Origin of the sequence: Flavobacterium sp. IMCC34518, assembly GCF_027111095.2 — a bacterium.
In the GTDB taxonomy this organism is placed as follows: domain Bacteria; phylum Bacteroidota; class Bacteroidia; order Flavobacteriales; family Flavobacteriaceae; genus Flavobacterium; species Flavobacterium praedii.
On record NZ_CP114284.2, the window covers coordinates 2,315,590 to 2,340,192 of the forward strand.

The following is a 24,603-nucleotide window of genomic DNA, read 5'->3' on the forward strand; positions in this document are numbered from 1 at the left end:
AATGAGCAAACTCGATTCTGTGTTTTTTTAATGCGCTTCTAACCAATTTTTTCCTAAACCTATTTCAACATCTAATGGAACGTCCATAATAAAAGCGTTTTCCATTTCGTATTTGATCATAGGCTGAATTTTTTCTAATTCAGAATTGTGTACATCAAACACAAGTTCATCATGAACCTGCAATAACATTTTACTCTTCCAATTTTCAGAAATTAGTTTTTTATGGATGTTAATCATTGCAATTTTGATAATATCGGCGGCACTCCCTTGTATTGGTGCGTTTACAGCATTACGTTCGGCACCACTTTTGACCATCATATTGGCAGAGTTAATATCTTTCAAATAACGTCTTCTTCCTAAAACCGTTTGTACATAGCCGTGTTCTCTTGCAAAATCAACTTGATTGGACATGTATGATTTTAGTTTTGGATAGGTTGCATAATAAGCATCGATTAATTCAGCACTTTCTTTTCGCGAAAGCGAAGTTTGATTGCTCAATCCAAATGCCGAAACCCCATAGATAATTCCGAAATTTACCGTTTTGGCGTTGCTTCGCTGTTCTTTGGTTACTTCTTCCAATGGTACGTTGAATACTTTAGCAGCGGTGCTTTTGTGAATGTCTTCGTTGTTTTGAAAAGCTTTAATCATATTCTCTTCGCCAGACAATGCGGCGATAATTCGTAATTCTATTTGTGAATAATCCGCAGATACTAAGGTGTAATTTTCGTCACGAGGAATAAAGGCTTTTCGAATCAATCGTCCTCTTTCGGTTCGGACGGGAATGTTTTGTAAATTTGGGTTATTAGAACTCAAACGCCCAGTTGCTGCTACCGTTTGCATATAATCGGTGTGGACTCTGCCTGTTTTTTTATCAACTTGGTTCGGTAATGCATCAATATAAGTGCTTTGCAATTTTACCATTTGTCGCCATTCGAGAATATCACGAACAATTTCGTTGTCATTGGCTAAATAACTTAGGATTTCTTCTCCAGTAGCATATTGACCGGTTTTGGTTTTCTTTTGCTTTGCTCCGCCAATTTTTAATTTGTCGAATAAAACATCTCCTAACTGTTTTGGTGAGGCCAAATTGAATTTTTCTCCTGCGGTTTCATAAATTTTTTGTTCCAATGCGTTACTTTCAACAGCCATTTCAATTGACATTGATTTTAAAAATGGAACGTCAAGATTGATTCCTTCCAATTCCATCGCTGCCAAAACAGGAACTAACGGAATTTCAATTTCGTCAAACAGTTTCTTTGTTTCTGCTTTGTCTAGAATCGGACTGAAATTTTGTTTCAATTGAAAAGTAATATCAGCATCTTCGGCGGCGTATTCTTTAATTTCTTCCAATGCCACCTCGCGCATCGATTTTTGGTTCTTCCCTTTTTTACCAATCAAATCTTCAATCGATTTTGGAGAATATTTTAAATAGGTTTCCGACAGAACATCCATATTATGACGCATATCGGGATTGATTAAATAATGCGCAATCATTGTGTCAAATAGCTTTCCTTTTATTTGAATACCATAATGAGAAAGGATTTTTAAATCGTATTTAATGTTTTGACCAATTTTTTCGATGGTTTCGCTTTCGAAAAAAGGTTTGAATTTATCGACTAAAATTTGAGCTTCTTCTTGATTTTCTGGAAACGGAACATAAAAGGCTTTACCTTTTTCGAAAGAAAATGACATCCCAACCAATTCGGCATTCAAAGCATCAATTCTTGTAGTTTCGGTGTCAAAACAAACAGAGGTTTGGTTCATTAAGTTTTGCAAAAGTAATTTCACTGCAAAATCTCCTTGAATACTTTGGTAAAAATGTTCCGTATTTTCTAAAGTAGCATAATGTGAATTAGAGTGCACTTCGTTGCTTTCTTCATCCGAAAATCCAAATAAGTCAAATTGGTCTTCGTTGGATTTTTTTGCTGGAGTTTTTTTGACTATTTTTTCACTCTCGACAGTATTACCGTTGCCATTTGTGTCAATTTCGTCGTATTCTTTTCCAGTTCCAAAATATTTGTCAAACTGCGCTTTCATTTGACGAAATTCCAATTCTTGGAATAACGCGTCAGTTTTTTCAACATCGGGTTTTGATAATTCGTAGTCAGCCTCATTAAATGTCACTGGGCAATCGAGTAGGATAGTGGCTAATTTTTTAGACAAAATACCCAATTCGGCATTGGCTTCAATTTTGTCTTTTATAGCTCCTTTTAATTGATGCGTGTTGGCCAAAAGATTTTCCATAGAGCCATATTCTGCCAAGAATTTCTTTGCTGTTTTTTCGCCTACTCCGGGTAATCCTGGAATATTATCGGCGGCGTCGCCCATCATTCCCAGATAATCAATTACTTGCAAAGGATTGGTGATTTCAAATTTTTCCAACACTTCTGGTATTCCCCAAATTTCGATTCCATTTCCCATTCGTGCGGGTTTGTACATAAATATGTTTTCGGAAACCAATTGGGCAAAATCCTTGTCAGGTGTTACCATAAAAACTTGATAGTTCTGTTTTTCGGCCTGTTTTGCAATGGTTCCTATCAAATCATCGGCTTCAAAACCGGGAACTTCAATAATAGGAATGTGCATGGCCTTTAATAATTCTTGAATATATGGAACCGCAATCTTGATGGCTTCGGGAGTTTCATCACGATGTGCTTTGTATTCTTGATACATTTCGTATCGGTAGGTACTTCCGCCTTTGTCAAAAGCAACGGCCAAATGATCGGGTTTGTCTCGTTTTATGACATCCATTAAGGCATTCATAAAACCCATAATGGCCGAAGTATCCATTCCTTTAGAATTGATTCTTGGGTTTTTTATAAAGGCAAAATAACCACGAAATATTAATGCATAAGCATCAAGAAGGTAAAGGCGTTTTTGAGCAGACATATAAAAAATTTAGTCTGTAAAAATAGGCAATTGAGTTTTAAAAATGAATTTGTTGCTGAAATTTCTAATTTCATTTCGACAACTAATCATTTGTTAGCTATTTAAACTTTAAAGATGAGATTGTTAATCCAAAGTTAAAATTTTGATAATATAAATCCTTAACGTTTTCATTAGTTGTTACTTTGTGTAAAATTTTAAAAAATAATGGGTTTACGTTTATTACTTATTGGGGCTGTTCTTTTTATTATTGAACTTTATGCTTTTCAAGCTGTTAAAACTTTAATCAAGTTGCGATGGATGTTGATTTCGTATCAAATAATAAGCCTTTTACTTTTTGTATTTATACTTTATTCCTTCACACAATTTGATCGTTCGGTTGGGCAAACTCAGCAAACTATGTTCACAATGGGATTGTTACTTGTGGTTTATATACCAAAAATTGTTATGACGGTTGTGCTTCTTGGCGAAGATGTATTTCGTTTGGCCGCAGGTTCAATCAACTATTTTATCGACAATAATAGTAATAATGATTTTTTGCCTTCTAGACGTAAATTTGTTAGTCAAGTTGGTTTAGGGTTGGCTGCGGTTCCTTTTCTGTCTTTAATATATGGGATATTTGAAGGGAGATACAATTATAAAGTAATCAAACAAGCCATTCATTTTCCAGATTTACCAGATGCTTTTGATGGTTTTACAATTACCCAAATATCAGATGTTCATAGTGGCAGTTTTGATAATCCAGATAAGATTAATTACGCCATTGATTTGGTTAATGCTCAAAATTCGGATATGATTTTGTTTACGGGTGATATAGTGAATACACATGCGAAGGAAATGCACCCTTGGATAGATACTTTTAATAGAATCAAAAAACATGAGTTTGGAAAGTATTCAGTACTCGGTAATCACGATTACGGTGAATATGTGACTTGGTCAACACAAATTGATAAAGAAGAGAACTTTGATGCTATTAAGAATTTGTATGGTCAAATAGGTTTTACTTTATTATTGAATGAGCATACTTTTATTGAAAAAGGGAATGATAAAATCGCTTTGGTTGGAGTTGAAAATTGGGGTAAAAATTTCAAACAAGCTGGTGATTTAAAGAAAGCAGCTCAAAATTTAACGAAACAAGATTTTAAAATTTTAATGAGTCATGATCCAAGTCATTGGGATGAAGTGATTCAACATGATGAAAAACATTTTCATTTAACTTTATCTGGTCATACGCATGGAATGCAATTTGGGATAGAAATTCCGGGATATTTTAAATGGAGTTTGGCGCAATACGTCTACAAACAATGGGCTGGATTATATGAAAATTTAGGTAGGTATGTATATGTAAATAGAGGTTTTGGTTTTCATGCTTATCCAGGAAGAGTTGGAATTATGCCTGAAATTACAGTAATTCAACTAATAAAGGGTAAAAAATTAGCATAGTTGGTTTAAAATGCTAAATTTGCAACATAATATCTCTTTTCGAAAGTAATAGAAATTAAACATTTTGGTTTTATGTCAAAATTTGGAGAACTTATAAATACACAAGTTCCTGTGTTAATTGATTTTTACACAGATTGGAACGAATCTTCAGTGTCAATGCATCCTGTAATAAAAGATGTAGCAGCTGCTCTTGGTGACAAGGTTAAAGTTATAAAGATTGACGTTGATAAAAATCAAGAATTAGCTGATGCTTTGCGTATTAAAGGTCTGCCTACCTTAATGATTTATAAGGAAGGTATGATGATCTGGAGACAATCAGGTGAATTAGATGCGAATACTTTAATAGGTTTAGTTCAAGAACAAATCTAGTTTTTAAACTATTACTATTAATAAGGTAATGTATCAAATTTAAATCCTTTTTCTTTTAAAATTTGTAATGTTCTAGGAAGAGCATATTCTAAGTTTATAAAAGCTTTAACACTGTCGTGAAAAACAATTACACTTCCTGATACTGTATTTTGTAATACATTCTCTAAACATTTTTCAGGTGAAATGGTTTGATCAAAATCGGCACTTAGAACATCCCACATAATTATTTTATAGCCTAATTGTCGTAATTTTTTAGATTGCGACTTTTTTATTTTGCCATAAGGCGGACGGAAAAATTTTGTGTTTGTCTTTTGTTCTTTTGATTTTTGATTTAAAAGTGATGACTCACATAAAGCCACATTCTCAATGTAATTTGTTGTTTCTGTATTCCATCCATTTAAGTGATTGAAGGTGTGGTTTCCTAGAGTGTGCCCTTCATTAATTATGTTGTTAAATAAATCGGGATGGCTTACAATGTTTTTTCCAATGCAGAAAAAAGTGGCTTTTGCATTATACTTTTTTAATTCTTCTAAAACCCATTCCGTAATCTTTGGAGTTGGACCATCGTCAAAGGTAAGGTAGATTTTATTCCCCGTATTTGGGACATTCCAAATGTAATTTGAAAATATATTTTTTATAAATGAATTTGTTTTGATCCAGTATAATCTCATTTTTTGAAACTATTTTAATTATAGGAATTCGGTAATGGTCTTGTCTTCAAAAAAAGTATTGTGTTCGCATGGCTTTTTTAGAACTAAATACTTCAAATCAATGTTTTTTATACAAAAAATGTAGTGCAATTTTATAGCACTACATTTTTAGATAATTAGGTATTTCAGTTATTCTTTTTTACGACCGAAACGAGCAAATATTTCAATGTAGGTATTAAAAGTTTTCTTACTCGAATTGTAATAGTCCATGTCTTTGCTGTCTTTCATCACAATTAGTAATCCTCTGTATCGCTCTAAATCAGTTATGATTTCAATTTCTACATTAGATTGTTCTGAAGGTGCTATTTTTGCATAATAATTAAGGTTGTCTTTGTATTTTGCCATTAATTTATCTAATAAATCATGAGCTTTTGCTTTTTCACCAACATCATAATAGCCTTTTGCAAATGGTTCTACTAATGAGTAATAACCAAATTTATCCAATGGCATTTTTGTCATCGCAAGTTCAATAATGTTTCTTGCTTTATCAATTTTTCCTTCGGCAATCAATTCATTCATCAATCGAGAAAGATTCATTCTGTAGGTCAAACTCTCTCTTCGGGTTTCAGGATCATGATAAATTTTATCACTTTCGCTATTGCCCCAATCCCATTTCATTACTTTAGAATACATGTTTTCGGTGTCAATTCTTCCCATGTCCATTTGACCTGATTCTTCAGATAAGGGAGTTCTAATTGGTACTAGTTTGTAAACCATACCTTCTAATTGAAGATATTCCTTCATCCATAAATAATCTTCTTCGGCAAATGCTCCTCCGCTAAAATAGATGGGTCTTTTCCAATTATTGTTTTTAATAATTTCCAACATCATCAACCTATTTTTATAGATCGCACTTCCTTTTATTTCAATGTCAATATAAGGAACAATAGAATCATTAAGTTTTGGATCAACTACTTTGTTTTTTATTATTGCAGCTTTATCTACAGGAATTCTGAGTTTATTAGTTGGATAGAAATGGATGGTTTGTCCATTTTGCATTTCAACTGTTGATTTAGGATTCTTTATAAACGCTATATAATCTTTTATGTCCCAACGACTTTCTGTTTTAGGGATATGTGCTACATAATCCAGTTTGTCTCCTACATATTCATCATGTGTAAAAGATATTGGTAACCCCTCTGATTGATATGCTTTTCTTTTCATTTGGTCGATATACCAATCGGTCATGAATAAACTGGTATTGACAATTTTAATGTCAGTTCGTACGCCTTCTATTTCTTGCGCATACCATAACGGAAAGGTGTCATTATCGCCAATTGTGAATAAAATAGCATTGGGATCGCATGATTCTAAATAAGCTTTTGCCATTGCTGTAGCCGTGTATTTTCCAGAACGGTCATGATCGTCCCAGTTTTGATAAGACATAAGAACTGGAGCGGCTAATAAAGTGGCTGCAATAATTATAGGACCTGCAATTTTAGGCGCAAGGTATTTTTGTACGCTTTCATAAAGAGCATATACTCCAAATCCAATCCACATTGCAAATACATAAAATGAGCCTACTAAGGCATAGTCTCTTTCGCGTGGTTCAAATGGTCTTTCGTTTAAGTATATTTTTAATGCAATACCCAAGAAAAGGAAAAGAGCAAGCAGGACATAAAAACTTTTTCGGTCTTTACTGGCATGATACATAATTCCTATAAGGCCGAGTATAAAAGGCAAGAAAAAATAAACATTTCTTCCTTTGTTGTTCAAAACATCAGCAGGTAAATTATCTTGTGAGGCAACATGAAGATTGTCTAAAAATGGAATTCCACTTATCCAATTTCCATCCAAGTAATCGTATTTGCCTTGTTCGTCATTTTGTCTTCCAACAAAATTCCACATTAAATACCTCCAATACATATAGCCAAATTGGTATTCAAACATAAAGCTGAAATTATCTGCTGTTGTAGGTTTTTCAATGATTAAATAATCTCCATAATGTTTTAGAAAAGAAACATAACCTTCATTGTCGATTTGTTTTTGAGCATAAGCTTGTCTAAACTCGGCAATGGTTTTTTCGGTTTCATTTTTTAATTGTGCTATAGCTTTGTTGTAATCTTCTTCACTAAGTTTGCTAGGATCTAATCCGTATTTTGCTAAATCATCTTCGTAAGGATAGTCGGGATTCATTCTAAAAGCAGGTGGATTGGTAAAATTCATATAGTTTTCAATATGATCTGTACTCCACATTCTTGGTAAAATAGTTTTTTGGTTGTCGTCACTATTTTGTTCAGCTTTTATATAATTATTTACAATTACATATTTTCCTGTTTTATAATCTCTTTCGTAGTTAGGAGCTTTGTCTAAATATGGATTGTTAGCATCAAGTCCAACAAAAGCCTCTGTGTATTGAGGTCCATAAAACAAGGGATTTACACCATATTGTTCTCTGTTGTAATAGGCAAGTACCTCTGCTGCATCGGACGGTTTATTTTCATTGATTACTGTATTTGCATTGGCTCGAATTGGTAACATTAGCCATGTTGAGAAGCCAATTAATATAAAAAGAACGCATAGCAGAAGTGTATTGTAATGCACTAGTCCTTTTTTTTGGGTAATTTTTAATCCAAAATAGAAAAAGGCGATAAGAAGTAGTGTGACAAATATAGTTCCTGAATTAAATGGTAGTCCCATTGAATTTACCATGAAAACTTCGGTTTTACCAAAGAAAGCCATTGTTAACGGGAGTAATAATTTGAATATAAAAAGCAAAACGGATACCACAACTACATTTGCAATCAGGAAGTTTTTTACGGTTACAACCTTGTAGTTTTTAAAAAAATATAAAAAACCAATAGCAGGAATGGTTAATAGAGACATAAAGTGTACTCCAAAAGATAATCCAACTACCAAAGAAATTAATAAAAGCCATCTATCTCCTCTAGGTGTATTCATTTCTTGTTCCCAGCGTAATCCCAGCCATAATAGTAACGCTATTAATAAAGTTGCCATAGCATAAACTTCGGCTTCTACAGCATTGTACCAAAAGCTGTCTGAAAAAGTGTAAGCTAATGATCCAACGAGAGAGCTACCCAAAATCACTATTGAATTGTTTGTAGTAATTTCTGAATATTGTCCAATAATTTTTTTTAGAATCATCGTCGAAGACCAAAACATAAATAATATAGTAAAGGCACTCGAAAAAACAGAAGTCATATTAACCATTAAGGCGATGTGTTCTTTGTCTATGGCAAACATGGCAAAAAATGCACCTATCATTTGGAAAAGTGGCGCTCCAGGGGGATGGCCTACTTCAAGTTTAGCTGCTGTAGCTATATATTCGCCACAGTCCCAAAAACTCATAGTGGGTTCAACAGTAAGTGTATAAGTTATAAGTGCGATTGAAAAGGCAAACCAACCTGTAATGGTATTCCATTTATTGAAATTGAATGATGTCATATACTAGTCTTCTGTTTTTTTATATGTTTTTAAAAGTGATACAAAGAAAATGTTTTTTTTTTTAAACTTGAGTTCCATTTTTTATAATTTTATGTAAAATTATTGATTTGCTGAAAGCTTTGTAATTCAAATGTTTAAAGAAGTATTTTTTTTGAATTGAATTTTTTTTCAATTTTTTTTAAAGAAAAAGGCAAAAAAAGTTTGCACAGCATGGAATTTGTTTTAAATTTGCACTCGCTTAGCAGAAATGTCAGCAAGTTTACTGGTCTATGGTGTAATGGTAACACAACTGTTTTTGGTGCAGTCTTTCAAGGTTCGAGTCCTTGTAGACCAACATAAAGCCTCTCTTTACGAGAGGCTTTTTTTTATGGATTTTTTTCATGTTTTTTGTAAAATGACAAAGCCTTTCGGGATTTCTGAAAGGCTTTGTTTGTTTTGGTTTTTTAAATTCTAAATGTTAATACGGGTTTTGTAGCATGGTTTACTAAGTCTTCCGAGATACTACCAGTAAAGAAGTGGTTGAGAGCTGTTCTACCGTGAGTGCAAAATGCTATTAAATCAGCATCTTTTTCGTTTGAATAATTTATTATTCCTCTTTCTATGTTACTTTCGTTATAGGTTTCAAATGAATATTCAGGCATGTCAAAATCAGTAATGAACTCTGTAATGATTTTTTTTGCTGCCGAAGTGCTTTTAAAGCTGTTTGGGGTGCAAATCATTACCAAATTTAATTTTGATCCAAATAATTTGGCGAAATCAAGAACTTTCTGAAAAGGTTTTTTAATCTCTTTTGAAAAGTCGGAAGCAAAAATGATGTTTTTGACATTAAAGTTTTCGATTTTATTTTTAATTACTAGTACTGGTATTTCGGATTGTCGTACTACTTTTTCAGTATTGGATCCAATGAAAATTTCATTGATACCTGATGCTCCGTGGGATCCCATAACAATTAAATCGACGCTGTTCTGTTTGATGTAATTGTTTATTCCATTATATGCCCCGTCAAGTCTTACTATTTCTGTTATTTGAATTCCAGATAGATAGGGGCGATTTTTGATGCTTTTTAATATTTCTTCTGCTTTGCGTTTGAAAAGCATAACTTCAGGAATGCTGGTTTCGCCTTTTATGGCATCATTCATTTGGCCTGGTAATTCCAACATGTGAATTAAGATAATTTCACAGTCATTTTTTTTTGCAATTTGTGCGCCAACTTCTATAGCTTCATCAGCATATTTAGAAAAATCAGTTGGGATAAGTATTCTTTTCATGGTAGGTTGGTTTAATTTGCCAGAAAAACTAGCTTTAATTTGATAGTTTAAAGATATAATTTTTTTTAATAGCATTCAATTTTTTTTGATTTATAAAAAAACACTATATTTGCACCGTTATTTATTAAAACTTAAATAATGAGGGGACTAATGTCCCCTCTTTTTATAAAGATATGACATTTAAAGAAAAAGTTAAGCAAGTAGTAGAAGAAGCTCTTCAAGATAAACCAGCTGTATTTTTAATAGATTTGACTATTACAGATTCTTATAAAATTATAATTGGCATTGATGGAGATGAAGGCGTGGTTTTACAAGATTGTATAGATTTAAGTAGAGCAGTTGAAGAGAATCTTGATAGGGAAGAACAAGATTTTTCGTTGGAAGTCGCTTCAGTAGGAGTTGGATCTCCTTTGAAATTGGTAAGACAGTATAAAAAAAATATTGGAAGAACTTTAATTGTAAAGACCAATACAGAAAATATTGAAGCAGAATTAGTTGAAGCTAATGATCTTTTTATAATTTTGTCTTGGAAAGCTAGAGAACCTAAAAAAATTGGAAAAGGAAAAGAAACTGTTCAAAAAGAACTACAAATTCCTTACTCAGATATTAAAGAAGCAATTGTTACAGTAACATTTTAATTAAAGAATTCGCATGGAAAATTTAGCATTAATCGATTCATTCTCAGAGTTTAAAGATGATAAACTTATTGATCGTGTAACGCTTATGGCAATTTTGGAAGATGTATTTAGAAATGCATTGAAAAAAAAATACGGTTCGGATGATAATTTCGATATCATTATAAATCCTGATAAAGGAGATATGGAGATTTGGAGAAGAAGAGTAATCGTTGCTGACGAGGATTTGGATTTTGAAAATGAAGAAATTACATTAACTGAAGCTAGAAAGATTGAAGCCGATTTTGAAATTGGAGAAGAGGTTTCTGAGGAAGTTAAACTAATTGATTTGGGAAGAAGAGCGATTTTGGCTTTAAGACAAAATTTAATTTCAAAAATACATGAACACGACAATACTAATCTTTACAAACAATTTAAAGATATAATTGGTGATATTTATACTGCCGAAGTACATCATGTACGTCCTCGAGTAGTAATTTTGGTAGATGATGAAGGGAATGAAATAATATTGCCTAAAGAAAAACAAATACCTTCTGATTTTTTTAGAAAAGGAGATAATGTTCGTGGTATAATTGAAAGTGTAGAGTTAAAAGGGAATAAACCTCAAATTATTATGTCTAGAACTTCAGATAAGTTCTTGGAAAAATTATTTGAACAAGAAATTCCTGAAGTTTTTGACGGTTTAATAATGGTTAAAAACGTTGTTAGAATTCCAGGTGAGAAAGCTAAAGTAGCTGTGGATTCTTATGATGATCGTATTGATCCAGTGGGTGCATGTGTAGGTATGAAAGGTTCTCGTATTCATGGTATTGTTCGTGAATTAGGAAATGAAAATATAGATGTAATTAATTATACAAGTAATATTCAATTATATATTACAAGGGCTTTGAGTCCTGCTAAAGTTTCTTCTATCAAAATTAATGAAGAAACCAAAAGAGCTGAAGTATTTTTGAAATTAGAAGAAGTTTCAAAAGCAATTGGTAGAGGAGGACATAATATTCGTTTAGCTGGTTTGTTGACTGGTTATGAATTAGATGTTATTCGCGAAGGCGATGTTGCAGGTTCTATATCTGATGATGATGATGTTGAATTAACAGAATTCTCAGACGAAATAGAAGAGTGGGTAATTGAAGAATTTGCAAAAATAGGTTTGGATACTGCAAAAAGTATTTTAAAACATGATGTGGAAGATTTAGTTAGAAGAACGGACCTAGAAGAGGAAACGATTTTAGATGTAATGAGAATATTAAGTGAAGAGTTTGATAGTTAACACGCTATTAATTCTTCATGTAAAATAAATTCCTATTTTTATCATAAGGTAAAAGTAGGACAACGAATAAGGTAAAAATAAAAAGGTTTTATGTCTGAAGAGAGAATTATTAGAATAAACAAGGTTTTAAGGGAATTAAATATTTCGTTAGAAAGAGCTGTGGATTATCTAAAAGATAAGGGTATTGCTATTGAATCAAACCCAAACACAAAAATTTCTGAACAGGAGTTTAATATCCTACAAAGTCAGTTTGCAGGCGACAAGGGGAATAAGGAAGCTTCAAAAGAAGTAGGAGAAGAAAAAAGGAAAGAGAAAGAAGCTTTACGTGTAGAACGTGAAAAAGAAGTAGAAGATAAACGTAAATTAGAAGAGGAACGTTTAAAACAACAAGAGGTTATTAAAGCCAAAGCTGTTTTATCTGGTCCTGTTCAGGTTGGTAGAATTGATCTAAATCCGAAAAAAACTGCTGCTCCAGCTCCAATTGTTGCTGAAAAAGTAATTACTCCAGCGGAAGTAATTCCCGAAGTAAAACCATCTCCGAAAGAGGAGGTTAAAGTAGAAGCTGTTAAAAAGATTGAAAAAATCGAATTGCCTGTTGAAAAGGTTAAAAAAGAAATTGTTTCTTCTGATTCAAAAGAAATAAAAGAAAAAACAAAATTCAACGAGGTAAAGAATACAGATAAGAAAGTCGCTCAAGTTGAGAAAAAAGAAGAGCCAATTGTAAATGAAGCTCCTGTAGAAGAAACAATTACTACTCAATATCAAAAACTTTCTGGGGCTACTTTAACTGGTCAAGTGATTGATTTGTCTCAATTTAATAAGCCCAAAAAGAAAAAGGAAGATCCAAAAATAACGCCTAATAAACCTGGTGCTCCTGGAGCTGCTGGTGCAAATAATGCGAATAAGAATAAACGAAAAAGAATTGCTCCAAAACCTGGTGCGCCAAGACCACCTGCTGTTCCAGGTGCGCCAAATCCAAATAAAATTACACCAAATACTGGAGGTGGTTTTAATGCAAACAGAAGTGCTAGACCTGGATTTGTAAAAGGAAATAGACCTGCAATTGTTGCCAAAGTTGAGCCTACAGAAGAGGAAGTTAAAAACCAAATTCGTGAAACTTTGGAAAAACTTCAAGGTAAAGGGGGTAAATCTAAAGCAGCGAAATACAGAAGAGATAAAAGAGATACTCACCGTCAAAAATCGGATGATGAGCAAAGAGCTTTAGACGAAGGAAGTAAAACGATAAAAGTTACTGAATTTGTTACTGTTGGTGAAATTGCGATTATGATGGATGTGCCAATTACAAAAGTAATTGGAACTTGTATGTCCCTTGGTATAATGGTTACACAAAATCAACGACTTGATGCAGAAACTTTAACAATTGTGGCTGATGAGTTCGGTTATGAAGTTGAGTTTATTACTGTAGATATCGAAGAAGCAATTCAAGTTGTTGAAGATAAAGAAGAAGATTTAGTTTTCAGAGCTCCAATCGTTACTGTTATGGGTCACGTCGATCACGGTAAAACATCTTTGCTGGATTATATTCGTAAAGAAAACGTCATTGCTGGTGAATCTGGTGGAATTACACAACATATTGGTGCATACGGTGTGACTTTAGATAATGGACAAAAAATAGCATTTTTAGATACTCCTGGTCACGAAGCCTTTACTGCGATGCGTGCTCGTGGTGCTCAAGTGACTGATATTGCAATTATTGTAATTGCTGCGGATGATGATATTATGCCACAAACCAAAGAGGCTATTTCTCATGCTCAAGCTGCAGGAGTTCCTATTATTTTTGCCATTAATAAAATAGATAAACCAAATGCTAATCCTGAAAAAGTAAAAGAAAGATTAGCAGGAATGAATTTATTAGTAGAAGATTGGGGTGGAAAAATTCAGTCTCATGATATCTCTGCAAAAGTAGGTACTGGAGTTAAAGAATTATTAGAAAAAGTTTTATTAGAAGCTGAAATTTTAGATTTAAAATCAAATCCAAATAAAGCAGCTCAAGGTACAGTAGTTGAAGCTTTCTTGGATAAAGGAAAAGGATACGTTTCTACGATATTAGTTCAACATGGTACTCTGAAAATTGGTGACTACATGTTGGCTGGTAAACACCATGGTAAAATTAAAGCCATGCATGATGAAAGAGGTAATGTTGTGACTATTGCAGGTCCTTCTACTCCGGTTTCTGTTTTAGGTCTTGACGGTGCAGCTACTGCTGGAGATAAATTTAATATTTTTGAAGACGAAAAAGAAGCGAAGCAAATTGCAGCTAAACGTTCTCAATTGATGCGTGAGCAATCAGTTCGTACACAACGTCATATTACATTAGATGAGATTGGACGTAGAATTGCATTGGGTCAATTTAAAGAGTTGAACATAATTCTTAAGGGTGACGTTGATGGTTCTGTTGAAGCATTATCTGATTCGTTCTCTAAATTATCTACTGAAGAAATTCAAATCAATATTATACACAAAGGAGTTGGTGCTATTACAGAAACAGATGTTATGTTGGCTTCTGCTTCAGATGCAATTATTATCGGATTTAATGTTCGTCCAGCTGGAAATGCTAGACAACTTGCCGATAAAGAAGAAATTGATATCCGTTACTATTCTATCATTTATGCGGCTATCGATGACTTGAAAGATGCTATGGAAGGAATGTTAGCTCCTGAGATGAAAGAAGAAGTTCTTGGAACTGCTGAAATTAGAGAAATATTCAAAATTTCTAAGGTAGGTTCTATTGCGGGATGTATGGTTATGGATGGTAAAATTGCCAAAAATGCAAAAATCAGAATCATTAGAGATGGGGTTGTTGTGTTTACTGGAGAGCTTCTTGCATTGAAACGTTTTAAAGATGATGTAAAAGAAGTTGCCAAAGGTTACGATTGTGGTATTCAAATAAAAGGGTATAATGATATCGAAGAAAGAGATGTTATTGAAGCCTACCATGAAGTTGCCATCAAAAAGAAATTGAAATAAAATACAATAAATTAGTTCTAAAAAATCCCAATTCGTTGGGATTTTTTATTTTAGCATAACTAAGTTTCACTATGATAAATAAATTTTTGTTTTTTATCATGTTTTGTTCTTTGGTTTCCATTGCGCAAAATGAAACTCGGTATTTTATTTCTTTAGAAAATAGTGCCAATAAGAAAAATGAAAGTCATTTTTTTTATTGAAAAAGTGTACGATTGAAAAAAAATAGTTATATAGGATCTGTTCAAAAATATTTTTTTTTTAAATAAAAGTTATAGCTTTTGTAGTATAACCTTTGTCTGAAGAACTTCGAAATTATTTTGATATTTGTTTTCCAATAGAATCTGGTAAGACAGCTTTGTCTATTACAGTAAATGAATTTTATAATACTGAACATACAGATTTTAAAATGGAAAGTGGTTATGCAACTGTTGTTTTTGATTCTATAGTAAAAGTAGAGGGTATTGATTATATTTTAGGCAACTATTTTTCTGTTGTAAAAGGCAATGCAATCGATGTCAAAAGTGGTCACGAATAAAGATTGATTCAAGGCATGAATGAATGTATTACAGCTTACCTAAATTCATATTCAAATGTTGATTTAAAGATTGTTTTTAATGATAATCAAAAATTGATGATAATTCGGCACCATTAAATACAGTAGGCGTTTATTTAAATTATATAGATGTTTTTATTTGAAATTGTGTAGATATGGAAAATTTCACCATCACAAAATATCAATATAAATATCGTCTTTTAAATAATAGGTCTGGTAAAGTAGGAAATACTTTTTATGGATTTAATGATGGAAAAAGTTTCTACATCAATTTGTTTCGTTATTATAATGTTAAGGTCTATGCTAAAACTGAGGTGATGGGGGATTATTATTTTATTGACGAAATGCAATCTAATACTATCGATTTACAGAACTAAGGGAGGCTTTTGGTTTAAGTGTGTTGTATTTGTTTCCTGATGCTACCGTATCAAAGTTGAAGTTGTTAATAGATAGATTTACGGGTTCTCCTGTTTTTTAATGAATAGTTTTATGGTTAATTTGCTTTCTCCTAATTCAGATTTGTTATTAGAATTTTGTAGGACCAAGCATACTTAGGAGGATTAAAAAAAGGATATATAAATAATGTTTTTATTTTGTTAATATTCATATTAAACACAAACAAATGATATCAAAAAGGATTGGAATTCTTGGAGCAATGCCTGAGGAAATAAATGGAGTTGTAGGATTGCTTAATAATAAAAAGGAAGTTGTTAAGGGAATGCGTACCTATTATACAGGAACCATTAATAAAATTGAAGTTGTTGTTGTTTTTTCTCGTTGGGGAAAAGTTGCTTCTGCTACTACAGTAACTCATTTAATTGTTGAATTTGATATTACACATTTAATATTTACTGGAGTTGCAGGTGCAATTGACAATAAATTAAATATTGGTGATGTTGTAATAGCAAATAGTTTGGTACAGCATGATTTGGATGCGAGACCTATAATGAATCAATTTGAAATTCCTTTATTGGGTAAAATTTTACTCAGTCCGCCAAATGAAATGCTAGATTTAGCAGTAAAAAGTATTGGTGATTTGATTAAGGATAATGTGTTGATGACTTTGATTGCTTCAAAAGAACAAGATCAATTTTCTTTGTTAAATCCAAAATTGATTGTTGGTCAAATAGCAAGTGGGGATAAGTTTTTTTCCAATAATGTAGATAAAAATAATCTTTTGAAGGTGCTTCCTGAAGTTTTATGTGTAGAAATGGAAGGAGCAGCGGTTGCACAAGTTTGCTTTGAATATAATATACCTTATATTATTATTCGTATTATTTCTGATGAAGCAAACGAGACTTCTGTTGTTGATTTTAAAGAATTTGTAATTCAAATTGCTTCTAAGTTTGGTGTTGCCATTATTAAAAAATTGATTCAATAAAAACAGAAGTACTATTTGTTCAATTTTGTAAAACCTCTATTTGCTTAGTTTTATTAAAAAAACTGTTTTGTATTTTTTTTGAATTTCTACAAGAAATCGTTCTGCTTCCATCCTAGTTCTAAAGTTTCCTACCCATACTTTATAATTTGGAGTATTAAAAATTATGGTACCATCAATGTTTTTGAATTCTTGACGAAATTCATTCAAAGTTTTTTTAGCAGTTTCACTTATACCGTTGAAAATTTGAATTTTATAGCGATCATTATAGGATAAACTAGGGTTTGCTTTTCTTTTTTCATTTAATAGTTGCTCAAATTTTGGATCTTGAACGGTATTTAAATTTGAATCTTGAGCTAATATTTTATTTGTAGTGCAAATAATTAATGCAAACAGTAACAATGTAGTAAGGCTTCTTAAAAATCTCATAATCTGATTATTTATAATGCAAAAATAGCTTTTTAACAGGAAAACGATATAGCTTTGTTATTTAGATTTAATATAAATTATAATTAAGATTATTTTAAGGTTTTGAGAATAGTTCTTAAGTCGTATTTTTGTCCCAGTTTTTAAATAAGGTTCGTTTGGTTTTCTAATTTTTTTGGATGACAAACGAACAATTTTTTAGTAGATAATCAATATTTTAATATGGAAAAGGTGGGTAACCATAATTCGAATTCAAGGAAATTATTTTTAAGCTTAGCTTTAATGTTGAGTATTTCCGTAGCTTCATTTGCTCAGGATGCAGCTCCGGTTGCGGTTACAGCAACTTCAGCAACTTCAGCGGCTCCAGCAGCGAGTTCTGGAGGTGATGCTGCAAAAGGTAAAGAGCTTTTTAATGCCAATTGTGCTGCTTGTCACAAACTTGATGCTAAAGCAACAGGTCCAGCCTTAAGAGGTGTTGCTTCTAGAAGAGAAAAAGCTTGGATTTACAAGTGGGTGCATAATAGTTCAGATTTAATAAAATCTGGAGATGCAGATGCTGTGAAAGTTTTTGAAGAAAACAATAAAATACCAATGACTGCTTTTCCTCAGTTGTCAGAAGGTGATATTGATAATATAATTGCATATACTTCTGAGCCAAAAGCTGCTGCTCCTGCGGTTGTAGCTGCATTACCTGGAACAAAAGGTGATGTGTCTTCAGAAGAGGGTGTGTCTAATAATATTATATTGGGTGCTTTGTCATTAGTAATGGCAATTCTTATTGTAATGTTGGTTTTGGTTAACAAAGTATTGAGAAAAGTTGCAGCTGCAAATGGTATTGAAGTGGTTTCAAAAGAACCTACTTTGCCGATTTGGAAAGCATTTGTTAGAAATCAATTCTTGGTTTTGCTTTCGTCTATACTTTTGTTGCTTACTGGTGCCTATTTAGTTTATGGTTTCTTAATGCAAGTTGGCGTAGATCAAGAATATTCTCCAGTTCAGCCAATTCATTTTTCACATAGAATACATGCTGGTAGCAATGGTGTTAATTGTAATTATTGTCACTCAGCTGCTCGTGTAAGTAAAAATGCTGGTATTCCTTCATTGAATGTTTGTATGAATTGTCATAAAAATATCGCTGAAGTTAGTGATACTACTGCTACTGCTGACTATTCAAAAGCAGATTATGATGCAGAAATTAACAAGCTTTACAAAGCTGTAGGTTGGGATAAAACGAATCAAAAATATACTGGTGTTACGCAACCTGTTAAATGGGTTCGTATTCATAATTTGCAAAGTTTTGTTTATTTTAATCACTCTCAACACGTAACAGTTGCAGAAGTAGCTTGTCAGACTTGCCACGGTCCAGTTCAAACTTTTGAGATTCAAAAGCAATTCTCTCCTTTAACGATGGGGTGGTGTATTAATTGTCATAGAAAAACAGATGTTAAAATGGAAGGCAATGATTACTATACCAAAATTCATGAGCAACTTTCTAAGAAATATGGTGTTGATAAATTAACAGCTGCTCAGATGGGTGGTTTGGAATGTGGTAAATGCCATTACTAAATGAGTTTAGTGTTTCGGTTTAAGTTTTCGTTAGATTTAACTTAGAACTTGATACAAATTAGAACTTGAAACTAAAAAAAATTATTAAGTTTAATATTTATATATAATATGTCATCAAACAAAAAATACTGGAAAAGTGTTGAAGAACTAGACGGAAATAGTTCTATTGTTGAGGCGCTTAGAAATAACGAATTTGTTGAAGAAATTCCTACTGATGAGTTTTTAGGAAATGAAGCTGCTTTGTCTTCTTCAACTACGCGTCGTGACTTTTTAAAGTACGTTGGTTTTAGTACAGCTGCAGCTTCTCTTGCTGCATGCGAAGGTCCTGTGCATTTGTCAATTCCTTATGTGCTACAGCCAGAACAAATTATTCCTGGAATAGCGGATTATTATGCAACTTCAGTTTTTGATGGATTTGATTTTGCGAACCTTTTGGTTAAAACCCGTGAAGGGCGTCCAATTAAAATTGATAATAATACTATTGCTGGGGCAAAATTTACTGCTAACGCTAGAATTCATGCATCTATATTATCATTGTATGATAATATGCGTTTGAAAGAGCCTAAGTTAGAAGCAAAAAATGTTTCTTGGTCAGCAGTAGACTCAAAAATTAAATCTAGTATTGTTGATGCTAAAGCAAAAGGAGGACAAGTAGTGTTTTTAACAAATACTTTAGCTAGTCCATCTACTGAAAAGTTGATTGCTGATTTTATTAGCAAAAATCCAAACGCAAAACATGTAATATATGATGCTATATCGTCTTCAGAAGCTTTAGATGCTTTTGAAACTGTATATGGAGAAAGAGCTTTAGTTGATTATGACTTTTCAAAAGCTTCAGTGATTGTTTCTGTTGGTGCTGATTTTCTTGGAGATTGGCAAGGTGGTGGATATGATTCTGCTTATGCCAAGGGAAGAATTCCATCAGGTGCAACTGGAAGTAAAAAAATATCAAAACACATACAATTAGAGTCTAATATGACTTTGTCAGGTGCTGCAGCAGATAAACGTGTTGCAATGTCAACTGCAAATCAAAAGCAAGCATTAGTTCTTATTTATAATACTATAACTGGCTCAGCAGTTGCTAATTCTTTGGATTCCGTTTATAAAGCGGATGTAGTCAAAGCAACACAACAACTAAAATCTGCTGGTTCAAAAGGACTTTTGGTATCAGGTATTCAAGATAAAAATGCTCAATTATTAGTTTTGGCTATTAATCAAGTTTTGGCAAGTGAATCTTTTATTACATCTGGAACACGTCAAATACGTAAAGGATCTAATGAAAAAGTAGCTCAATTAGTAAAAGAAATGAATGCTGGTAGTATTCATACTTTAATAATGAGTGGTGTTAATCCAGTTTATACATTGGCAGATAGTAAATCTTTCGTTGAAGGATTGAAAAAAGTAAAAACTTCTGTTTCAATGACTTTAAAAGAGGATGAAACGGCCCTATTGTCTACAATTGCTGCTCCAGTTCCTCATTATTTAGAGGCTTGGGGGGATTTAACTTTGACAAAAGGGACGTACAGTTTGACACAGCCAACTATTCGTCCGTTATTTAATACTAAACAATTTCAAGATATTTTATTGTCTATAAATGGAATTCCAGGAACTTATTATGATTACTTGAAAGCTTTTTCAGGTTCTATTATATCGGGTTCATCTTGGAATAAAGTTTTACATGATGGTATTTATATTGGTGTTATTTCAAATTCTGCTGCAGGTACAGCTGATTATAGTGCTGCTGCAAATGCATTAGCTCAATCAAAAAGTTCTGGTCTTGAATTGGTATTGTACACTAAAACAGGGATGGGAGATGGTCAACAAGCTAATAACCCTTGGTTGCAAGAATTTCCAGATCCATTAACTAGAGTTTCATGGGATAACTATGTTACTGTTTCTAATGCTGATGCTAAGAAATGGGGATTGTCTAATGAAATTGTTGCAAATGGGGGCTTAAACGGAAGTTATGTTACCTTAACTGCTAATGGTGTAAAACTAGAAAATGTACCAGTAATTGTGCAACCAGGTCAAGCTGTTGGAACTTTAGGTATGGCTTTAGGTTATGGTCGTAAAGCAGCATTAAAAGAAGAAATGCAAGTAGGTATTAATGCTTATGCTTTATATGGTGGATTTAATAATGTACAATCTGTTACAGTTGTTAAATCTGATGGTGAACACGAATTTGCTTGTGTTCAAGGTCAGAAAACATTGATGGGTAGAGGTGATATTATTAAAGAAACTACACTTGAAATATTCAATTCTAGGGACGCTGAGTTTTGGAACGAAAAACCAATGGTGTCTTTAGATCATAAAGAGGTTGAAGCAACTTCTGTTGATTTATGGGGTTCTTTCGATCGTTCTACAGGACATCATTTTAATCTTTCTATTGATTTGAATGCTTGTACAGGTTGTGGAGCATGTGTAATTGCTTGTCATGCCGAAAACAACGTTCCAGTTGTTGGTAAAGATGAAATTAGAAGAAGTAGAGATATGCATTGGTTGCGTATTGATAGATATTATTCTTCTGAAAGCACTTTCGAAGGAGACAATGAAAGAAAAGAAAATATTGCTGGTTTATCAAGTTCTTTATCTACTTTCAATGAAATGGAGAAAGCAGGAGATAACCCACAGGTTTCTTTCCAACCTGTAATGTGTCAACATTGTAATCATGCTCCTTGTGAGACTGTTTGTCCAGTTGCTGCTACATCTCATGGTCGTCAAGGTCAAAATCAAATGGCTTATAACAGATGTGTTGGTACTCGTTACTGTGCTAATAACTGTCCTTATAAAGTTCGTCGTTTTAACTGGTTCTTATACAACAAAAACAGTGAATTCGATTATCATATGAATGATGATTTAGGACGTATGGTTTTAAATCCAGATGTAAATGTTCGTTCTCGTGGAGTTATGGAAAAATGTTCAATGTGTATCCAAATGACACAAGCAACAATTTTAAAAGCTAAAAACGAAGGAAGACCTATAAAAGATGGTGAATTCCAAACAGCTTGTTCAAATGCATGTTCTACTGGAGCAATGATATTTGGAGATGTAAATGATAAAGAAGCCGTTGTTACAAAATTGGCAGAAGATGAAAGAAGTTATCATTTATTAGAGCATGTTGGTACAAAACCAAATGTTGTATACCACGTTAAAGTTAGAAATACCTAGTACAAAAATTATTAATTAAGAATCAAATAAAGGATTATGTCGTCTCACTACGAAGCAGCCATTAGAAAACCCTTAGTTATAGGTGATAAATCATATCACGATATAACTGTAGACGTAGCCGCACCTATTGAAGGTAAAGCAAATAAACAATGGTGGATTGTATTTACAATTGCATTAACCGCTTTCCTTTGGGGATTGGGGTGTATTATTTACACGGTATCCACTGGTATAGGAACTTGGGGATTAAACAAAACAGTTGGTTGGGCTTGGGATATTACTAACTTCGTATGGTGGGTTGGTATTGGTCACGCAGGTACCCTTATCTCTGCTGTACTATTATTATTCCGTCAACGATGGAGAATGGCGATTAACCGATCTGCAGAGGCAATGACTATATTCTCTGTAATTCAAGCAGGTTTGTTTCCAATTATTCACATGGGACGTCCTTGGTTGGCATATTGGGTTTTACCAATACCAAATCAATTTGGGTCTTTATGGGTAAATTTTAACTCACCGTTGCTTTGGGATGTATTTGCAATATCAACATATCTTTCAGTATCATTAGTTTTCTGGTGGACGGGTTTATTACCTGATTTTGCTATGTTACGTGATAGAGCTATTACACCTTTTAATAAAAGAGTATATTCTATTTTAAGTTTTGGTTGGAGTGGTAGAGCTAAAGATTGGCAACGTTTTGAGGAAGTTTCTCTTGTTCTAGCTGGTTTGGCAACTCCACTTGTGCTTTCAGTGCATACAATTGTATCGATGGACTTTGCTACTTCAGTAATTCCAGGGTGGCATACTACAATTTTCCCACCATATTTTGTTGCTGGAGCTGTTTTTTCCGGTTTTGCAATGGTTAATACTTTGCTTATTATAATGAGAAAAGTTTCTAACCTTGAAGCGTATATTACTTTACAGCATATTGAATTAATGAACATTGTAATTATGATTACCGGTTCTATTGTTGGTGTTGCTTACATTACAGAATTGTTCATTGCTTGGTATTCTGGTGTAGAATATGAACAATATGCTTTTTTAAATAGAGCTACTGGACCTTATTGGTGGGCATATTGGGCAATGATGACTTGTAATGTTTTTTCTCCTCAGTTTATGTGGTTTAAAAAATTAAGAACGAGTATTATGTTCTCTTTTATAATATCAATTGTCGTTAATATTGGTATGTGGTTTGAAAGATTTGTAATTATTGTTACTTCATTACATAGAGATTATTTACCATCTTCATGGACTATGTTTTCTCCTACATTTGTTGATATTGGAATATTTATCGGTACTATTGGTTTCTTTTTTGTGTTATTCTTACTATATGCAAGAACATTCCCTGTAATAGCGCAAGCCGAAGTTAAAACAATATTAAAAGCTACAGGAGAACATTATATTAAAGAAAGAGAAGCTAATAAACATTCACATCATGAGTAATAAAGTTATATACGCCATTTATAATGACGATGATATTTTGATGGATGCTGTAAAAAAAACACGTGCAGCTCATCACCATATTGAAGAAGTATTTACACCTTTTCCGGTTCACGGATTAGATAAAGCAATGGGATTAGCACCTACCCGTTTAGCAATTTGTGCATTTATCTATGGTTTGTGTGGTTTGTCTTTTGGAACTTGGATGATGAATTATATTATGATTCAAGATTGGCCTCAAGATATCGGTGGAAAACCAAGTTTTAGTTATATTGATAATATGCCTGCTTTTGTGCCAATTATGTTTGAAGAAACTGTGTTTTTCGCTGCGCATTTAATGGTTATTACTTTTTATATGAGAAGCAGATTATGGCCTTTTAAAGAAGCTGAGAATCCTGATGTAAGAACTACTGATGACCATTTTTTAATGGAAGTTGCTGTAAATAATAATGAAGAAGAATTAGTTTCTTTTTTTGAAAGTACTGGTGCAGTTGAAGTAAAAGTAATTGTAAAGAATTAATTGTGAATATGAAAAGTCTATATAAAATAACATTTTTAGTTTGTATTACTGTTTTAGTTTCATCTTGTCATGATAATTTGAAACCAAACTACCAATACATGCCTAATATGTATGAGCCTGTAAGTTACAATACTTATTCTCAATCGAATGCCTTTAAAAACGGAAAAGAAGGTCAACTTCCTGCAGAAGGATCAATAAATAGAGGATTTGAACCTTATGATTATCCAAATACACCAGAAGGTTATGATTTGGCAAAAGCAAATTTAAAATCACCGCTAGATTCAATATCAGATAAAGATATGGATAAGGCAAAAGGTCTTTTTGAAATTTATTGTGCAATTTGCCATGGTAATGCTGGTGATGGTCAAGGAAAATTAGCTACTCAAGGTAAATTCATGGGTATTCCAAATTATAAAGACAGAATAATTAACGAAGGAAGTATTTTTCATGTAGAAACCTATGGTCGAAATTTAATGGGTTCACATGCTAATCAATTGAGTGTTCATGAGCGCTGGTTGGTTGCCGCTTATGTAATGAAACTCAAAGGCCAATAATAATTGTCGAACAAACTGATCGTAATA

General features: G+C 32.8%; 18 protein-coding genes and 1 tRNA gene. 14 read left to right on the forward strand and 5 right to left on the reverse strand.

Annotation, left to right across the window (positions count from 1 at the left end):
* Positions 1-27 precede the first annotated feature (27 nt).
* On the reverse strand, positions 28-2,889 hold the full coding sequence (gene polA, locus OZP06_RS09805) for a DNA polymerase I (protein ID WP_269221706.1): 2,862 nt from the start codon (positions 2,887-2,889) through the stop codon (positions 28-30).
* Positions 2,890-3,093: 204 nt separating this feature from the next.
* Between polA and OZP06_RS09810 the strand changes: the two genes are divergently transcribed.
* Together OZP06_RS09810 and OZP06_RS09815 are read left to right on the forward strand one after the other, a co-directional pair.
* Positions 3,094-4,329 (forward strand): metallophosphoesterase, encoded by a 1,236-nt coding sequence (locus OZP06_RS09810; protein ID WP_281323659.1) that lies wholly within the window; start codon positions 3,094-3,096, stop codon positions 4,327-4,329.
* A 72-nt stretch (positions 4,330-4,401) separates the two neighbouring features.
* Positions 4,402-4,698, forward strand: a complete 297-nt coding sequence (locus OZP06_RS09815) for a thioredoxin family protein (protein WP_269221707.1) — start codon at positions 4,402-4,404, stop codon at positions 4,696-4,698.
* A gap of 17 nt (positions 4,699-4,715) precedes the next feature.
* Here OZP06_RS09815 and OZP06_RS09820 read toward each other — a convergent pair whose 3' ends face one another.
* Positions 4,716-5,369: a polysaccharide deacetylase family protein gene (locus tag OZP06_RS09820; RefSeq protein WP_269221708.1), complete on the reverse strand. Its 654-nt coding sequence runs from the start codon at positions 5,367-5,369 to the stop codon at positions 4,716-4,718.
* A 168-nt stretch (positions 5,370-5,537) separates the two neighbouring features.
* Complete coding sequence (locus tag OZP06_RS09825) at positions 5,538-8,813, reverse strand: DUF2723 domain-containing protein (protein WP_281323660.1); 3,276 nt, start codon at positions 8,811-8,813, stop codon at positions 5,538-5,540.
* A gap of 263 nt (positions 8,814-9,076) precedes the next feature.
* Here OZP06_RS09825 and OZP06_RS09830 point away from each other — a divergent pair.
* Positions 9,077-9,147, forward strand: a tRNA-Gln gene (locus OZP06_RS09830).
* A gap of 109 nt (positions 9,148-9,256) precedes the next feature.
* On the opposite strand, the gene OZP06_RS09835 is transcribed toward OZP06_RS09830, so the two are convergent.
* Positions 9,257-10,081: a universal stress protein gene (locus OZP06_RS09835; RefSeq protein ID WP_281238033.1), complete on the reverse strand. Its 825-nt coding sequence runs from the start codon at positions 10,079-10,081 to the stop codon at positions 9,257-9,259.
* A 173-nt stretch (positions 10,082-10,254) separates the two neighbouring features.
* On the opposite strand from OZP06_RS09835, the gene rimP reads away from it, so the two are divergent.
* The 6 genes from rimP (at position 10,255) to OZP06_RS09865 (ending at position 16,908) form a co-directional block, all read left to right on the forward strand.
* Positions 10,255-10,719 (forward strand): ribosome assembly cofactor RimP, encoded by a 465-nt coding sequence (gene rimP / locus OZP06_RS09840; protein ID WP_281238032.1) that lies wholly within the window; start codon positions 10,255-10,257, stop codon positions 10,717-10,719.
* Between the two features lie 13 nt (positions 10,720-10,732).
* Positions 10,733-11,986, forward strand: coding sequence for a transcription termination factor NusA (gene nusA / locus OZP06_RS09845; protein ID WP_281238031.1), 1,254 nt, complete (start codon positions 10,733-10,735; stop codon positions 11,984-11,986).
* Between the two features lie 90 nt (positions 11,987-12,076).
* The gene (infB, locus tag OZP06_RS09850) at positions 12,077-14,974 is read left to right on the forward strand and encodes a translation initiation factor IF-2 (protein WP_269221709.1); all 2,898 of its coding nucleotides are present in this window, start codon (positions 12,077-12,079) and stop codon (positions 14,972-14,974) included.
* Between the two features lie 292 nt (positions 14,975-15,266).
* The gene (locus OZP06_RS09855) at positions 15,267-15,509 is read left to right on the forward strand and encodes a hypothetical protein (protein WP_269221710.1); all 243 of its coding nucleotides are present in this window, start codon (positions 15,267-15,269) and stop codon (positions 15,507-15,509) included.
* A 173-nt stretch (positions 15,510-15,682) separates the two neighbouring features.
* Positions 15,683-15,904, forward strand: coding sequence for a hypothetical protein (locus OZP06_RS09860; RefSeq protein ID WP_269221711.1), 222 nt, complete (start codon positions 15,683-15,685; stop codon positions 15,902-15,904).
* Positions 15,905-16,149: 245 nt separating this feature from the next.
* Positions 16,150-16,908 (forward strand): 5'-methylthioadenosine/adenosylhomocysteine nucleosidase, encoded by a 759-nt coding sequence (locus OZP06_RS09865; protein ID WP_281323661.1) that lies wholly within the window; start codon positions 16,150-16,152, stop codon positions 16,906-16,908.
* 36 nt (positions 16,909-16,944) lie between these two features.
* On the opposite strand, the gene OZP06_RS09870 is transcribed toward OZP06_RS09865, so the two are convergent.
* Positions 16,945-17,334 carry an SPOR domain-containing protein gene (locus tag OZP06_RS09870; RefSeq protein ID WP_281323662.1) on the reverse strand — a complete coding sequence of 130 codons (390 nt, stop codon included), beginning with the start codon at positions 17,332-17,334 and terminating at the stop codon, positions 16,945-16,947.
* Between the two features lie 219 nt (positions 17,335-17,553).
* Between OZP06_RS09870 and OZP06_RS09875 the strand changes: the two genes are divergently transcribed.
* The 5 genes from OZP06_RS09875 to OZP06_RS09895 all read left to right on the forward strand — a co-directional run bounded on the left by OZP06_RS09875 (position 17,554) and on the right by OZP06_RS09895 (position 24,576).
* Complete coding sequence (locus OZP06_RS09875; RefSeq protein ID WP_269221713.1) at positions 17,554-18,897, forward strand: c-type cytochrome; 1,344 nt, start codon at positions 17,554-17,556, stop codon at positions 18,895-18,897.
* A gap of 108 nt (positions 18,898-19,005) precedes the next feature.
* A complete protein-coding gene (locus OZP06_RS09880; RefSeq protein WP_281323663.1) occupies positions 19,006-22,065 on the forward strand; it encodes a TAT-variant-translocated molybdopterin oxidoreductase in 3,060 nt (1,019 codons plus the stop codon).
* A 36-nt stretch (positions 22,066-22,101) separates the two neighbouring features.
* On the forward strand, positions 22,102-23,505 hold the full coding sequence (nrfD, locus tag OZP06_RS09885; protein ID WP_269221714.1) for an NrfD/PsrC family molybdoenzyme membrane anchor subunit: 1,404 nt from the start codon (positions 22,102-22,104) through the stop codon (positions 23,503-23,505).
* A complete protein-coding gene (locus OZP06_RS09890) occupies positions 23,498-24,022 on the forward strand; it encodes a DUF3341 domain-containing protein (protein WP_281238026.1) in 525 nt (174 codons plus the stop codon). The genes nrfD and OZP06_RS09890 overlap by 8 nt, the downstream gene beginning before the upstream one ends.
* An 8-nt stretch (positions 24,023-24,030) precedes the next feature.
* Positions 24,031-24,576 (forward strand): cytochrome c, encoded by a 546-nt coding sequence (locus tag OZP06_RS09895; protein ID WP_269221716.1) that lies wholly within the window; start codon positions 24,031-24,033, stop codon positions 24,574-24,576.
* Positions 24,577-24,603: the final 27 nt, after the last annotated feature.

Excerpts from the sequence above, each read along its gene's own strand:
- OZP06_RS09810 (WP_281323659.1), top strand. The coding sequence starts at position 3,094 with ATGGGTTTACGTTTATTACTTATTGGGGCTGTTCTTTTTATTATTGAA.
- OZP06_RS09860 (WP_269221711.1), top strand. The coding sequence starts at position 15,683 with ATGGAAAATTTCACCATCACAAAATATCAATATAAATATCGTCTTTTA.
- nrfD (WP_269221714.1), top strand. The coding sequence starts at position 22,102 with ATGTCGTCTCACTACGAAGCAGCCATTAGAAAACCCTTAGTTATAGGT.
- rimP (WP_281238032.1), top strand. The coding sequence starts at position 10,255 with ATGACATTTAAAGAAAAAGTTAAGCAAGTAGTAGAAGAAGCTCTTCAA.
- OZP06_RS09880 (WP_281323663.1), top strand. The coding sequence starts at position 19,006 with ATGTCATCAAACAAAAAATACTGGAAAAGTGTTGAAGAACTAGACGGA.
- OZP06_RS09835 (WP_281238033.1), bottom strand. The coding sequence starts at position 10,081 with ATGAAAAGAATACTTATCCCAACTGATTTTTCTAAATATGCTGATGAA.
- OZP06_RS09825 (WP_281323660.1), bottom strand. The coding sequence starts at position 8,813 with ATGACATCATTCAATTTCAATAAATGGAATACCATTACAGGTTGGTTT.
- polA (WP_269221706.1), bottom strand. The coding sequence starts at position 2,889 with ATGTCTGCTCAAAAACGCCTTTACCTTCTTGATGCTTATGCATTAATA.
- OZP06_RS09870 (WP_281323662.1), bottom strand. The coding sequence starts at position 17,334 with ATGAGATTTTTAAGAAGCCTTACTACATTGTTACTGTTTGCATTAATT.
- infB (WP_269221709.1), top strand. The coding sequence starts at position 12,077 with ATGTCTGAAGAGAGAATTATTAGAATAAACAAGGTTTTAAGGGAATTA.
- OZP06_RS09820 (WP_269221708.1), bottom strand. The coding sequence starts at position 5,369 with ATGAGATTATACTGGATCAAAACAAATTCATTTATAAAAAATATATTT.
- nusA (WP_281238031.1), top strand. The coding sequence starts at position 10,733 with ATGGAAAATTTAGCATTAATCGATTCATTCTCAGAGTTTAAAGATGAT.
- OZP06_RS09890 (WP_281238026.1), top strand. The coding sequence starts at position 23,498 with ATGAGTAATAAAGTTATATACGCCATTTATAATGACGATGATATTTTG.
- OZP06_RS09865 (WP_281323661.1), top strand. The coding sequence starts at position 16,150 with ATGATATCAAAAAGGATTGGAATTCTTGGAGCAATGCCTGAGGAAATA.
- OZP06_RS09875 (WP_269221713.1), top strand. The coding sequence starts at position 17,554 with ATGGAAAAGGTGGGTAACCATAATTCGAATTCAAGGAAATTATTTTTA.
- OZP06_RS09895 (WP_269221716.1), top strand. The coding sequence starts at position 24,031 with ATGAAAAGTCTATATAAAATAACATTTTTAGTTTGTATTACTGTTTTA.
- OZP06_RS09815 (WP_269221707.1), top strand. The coding sequence starts at position 4,402 with ATGTCAAAATTTGGAGAACTTATAAATACACAAGTTCCTGTGTTAATT.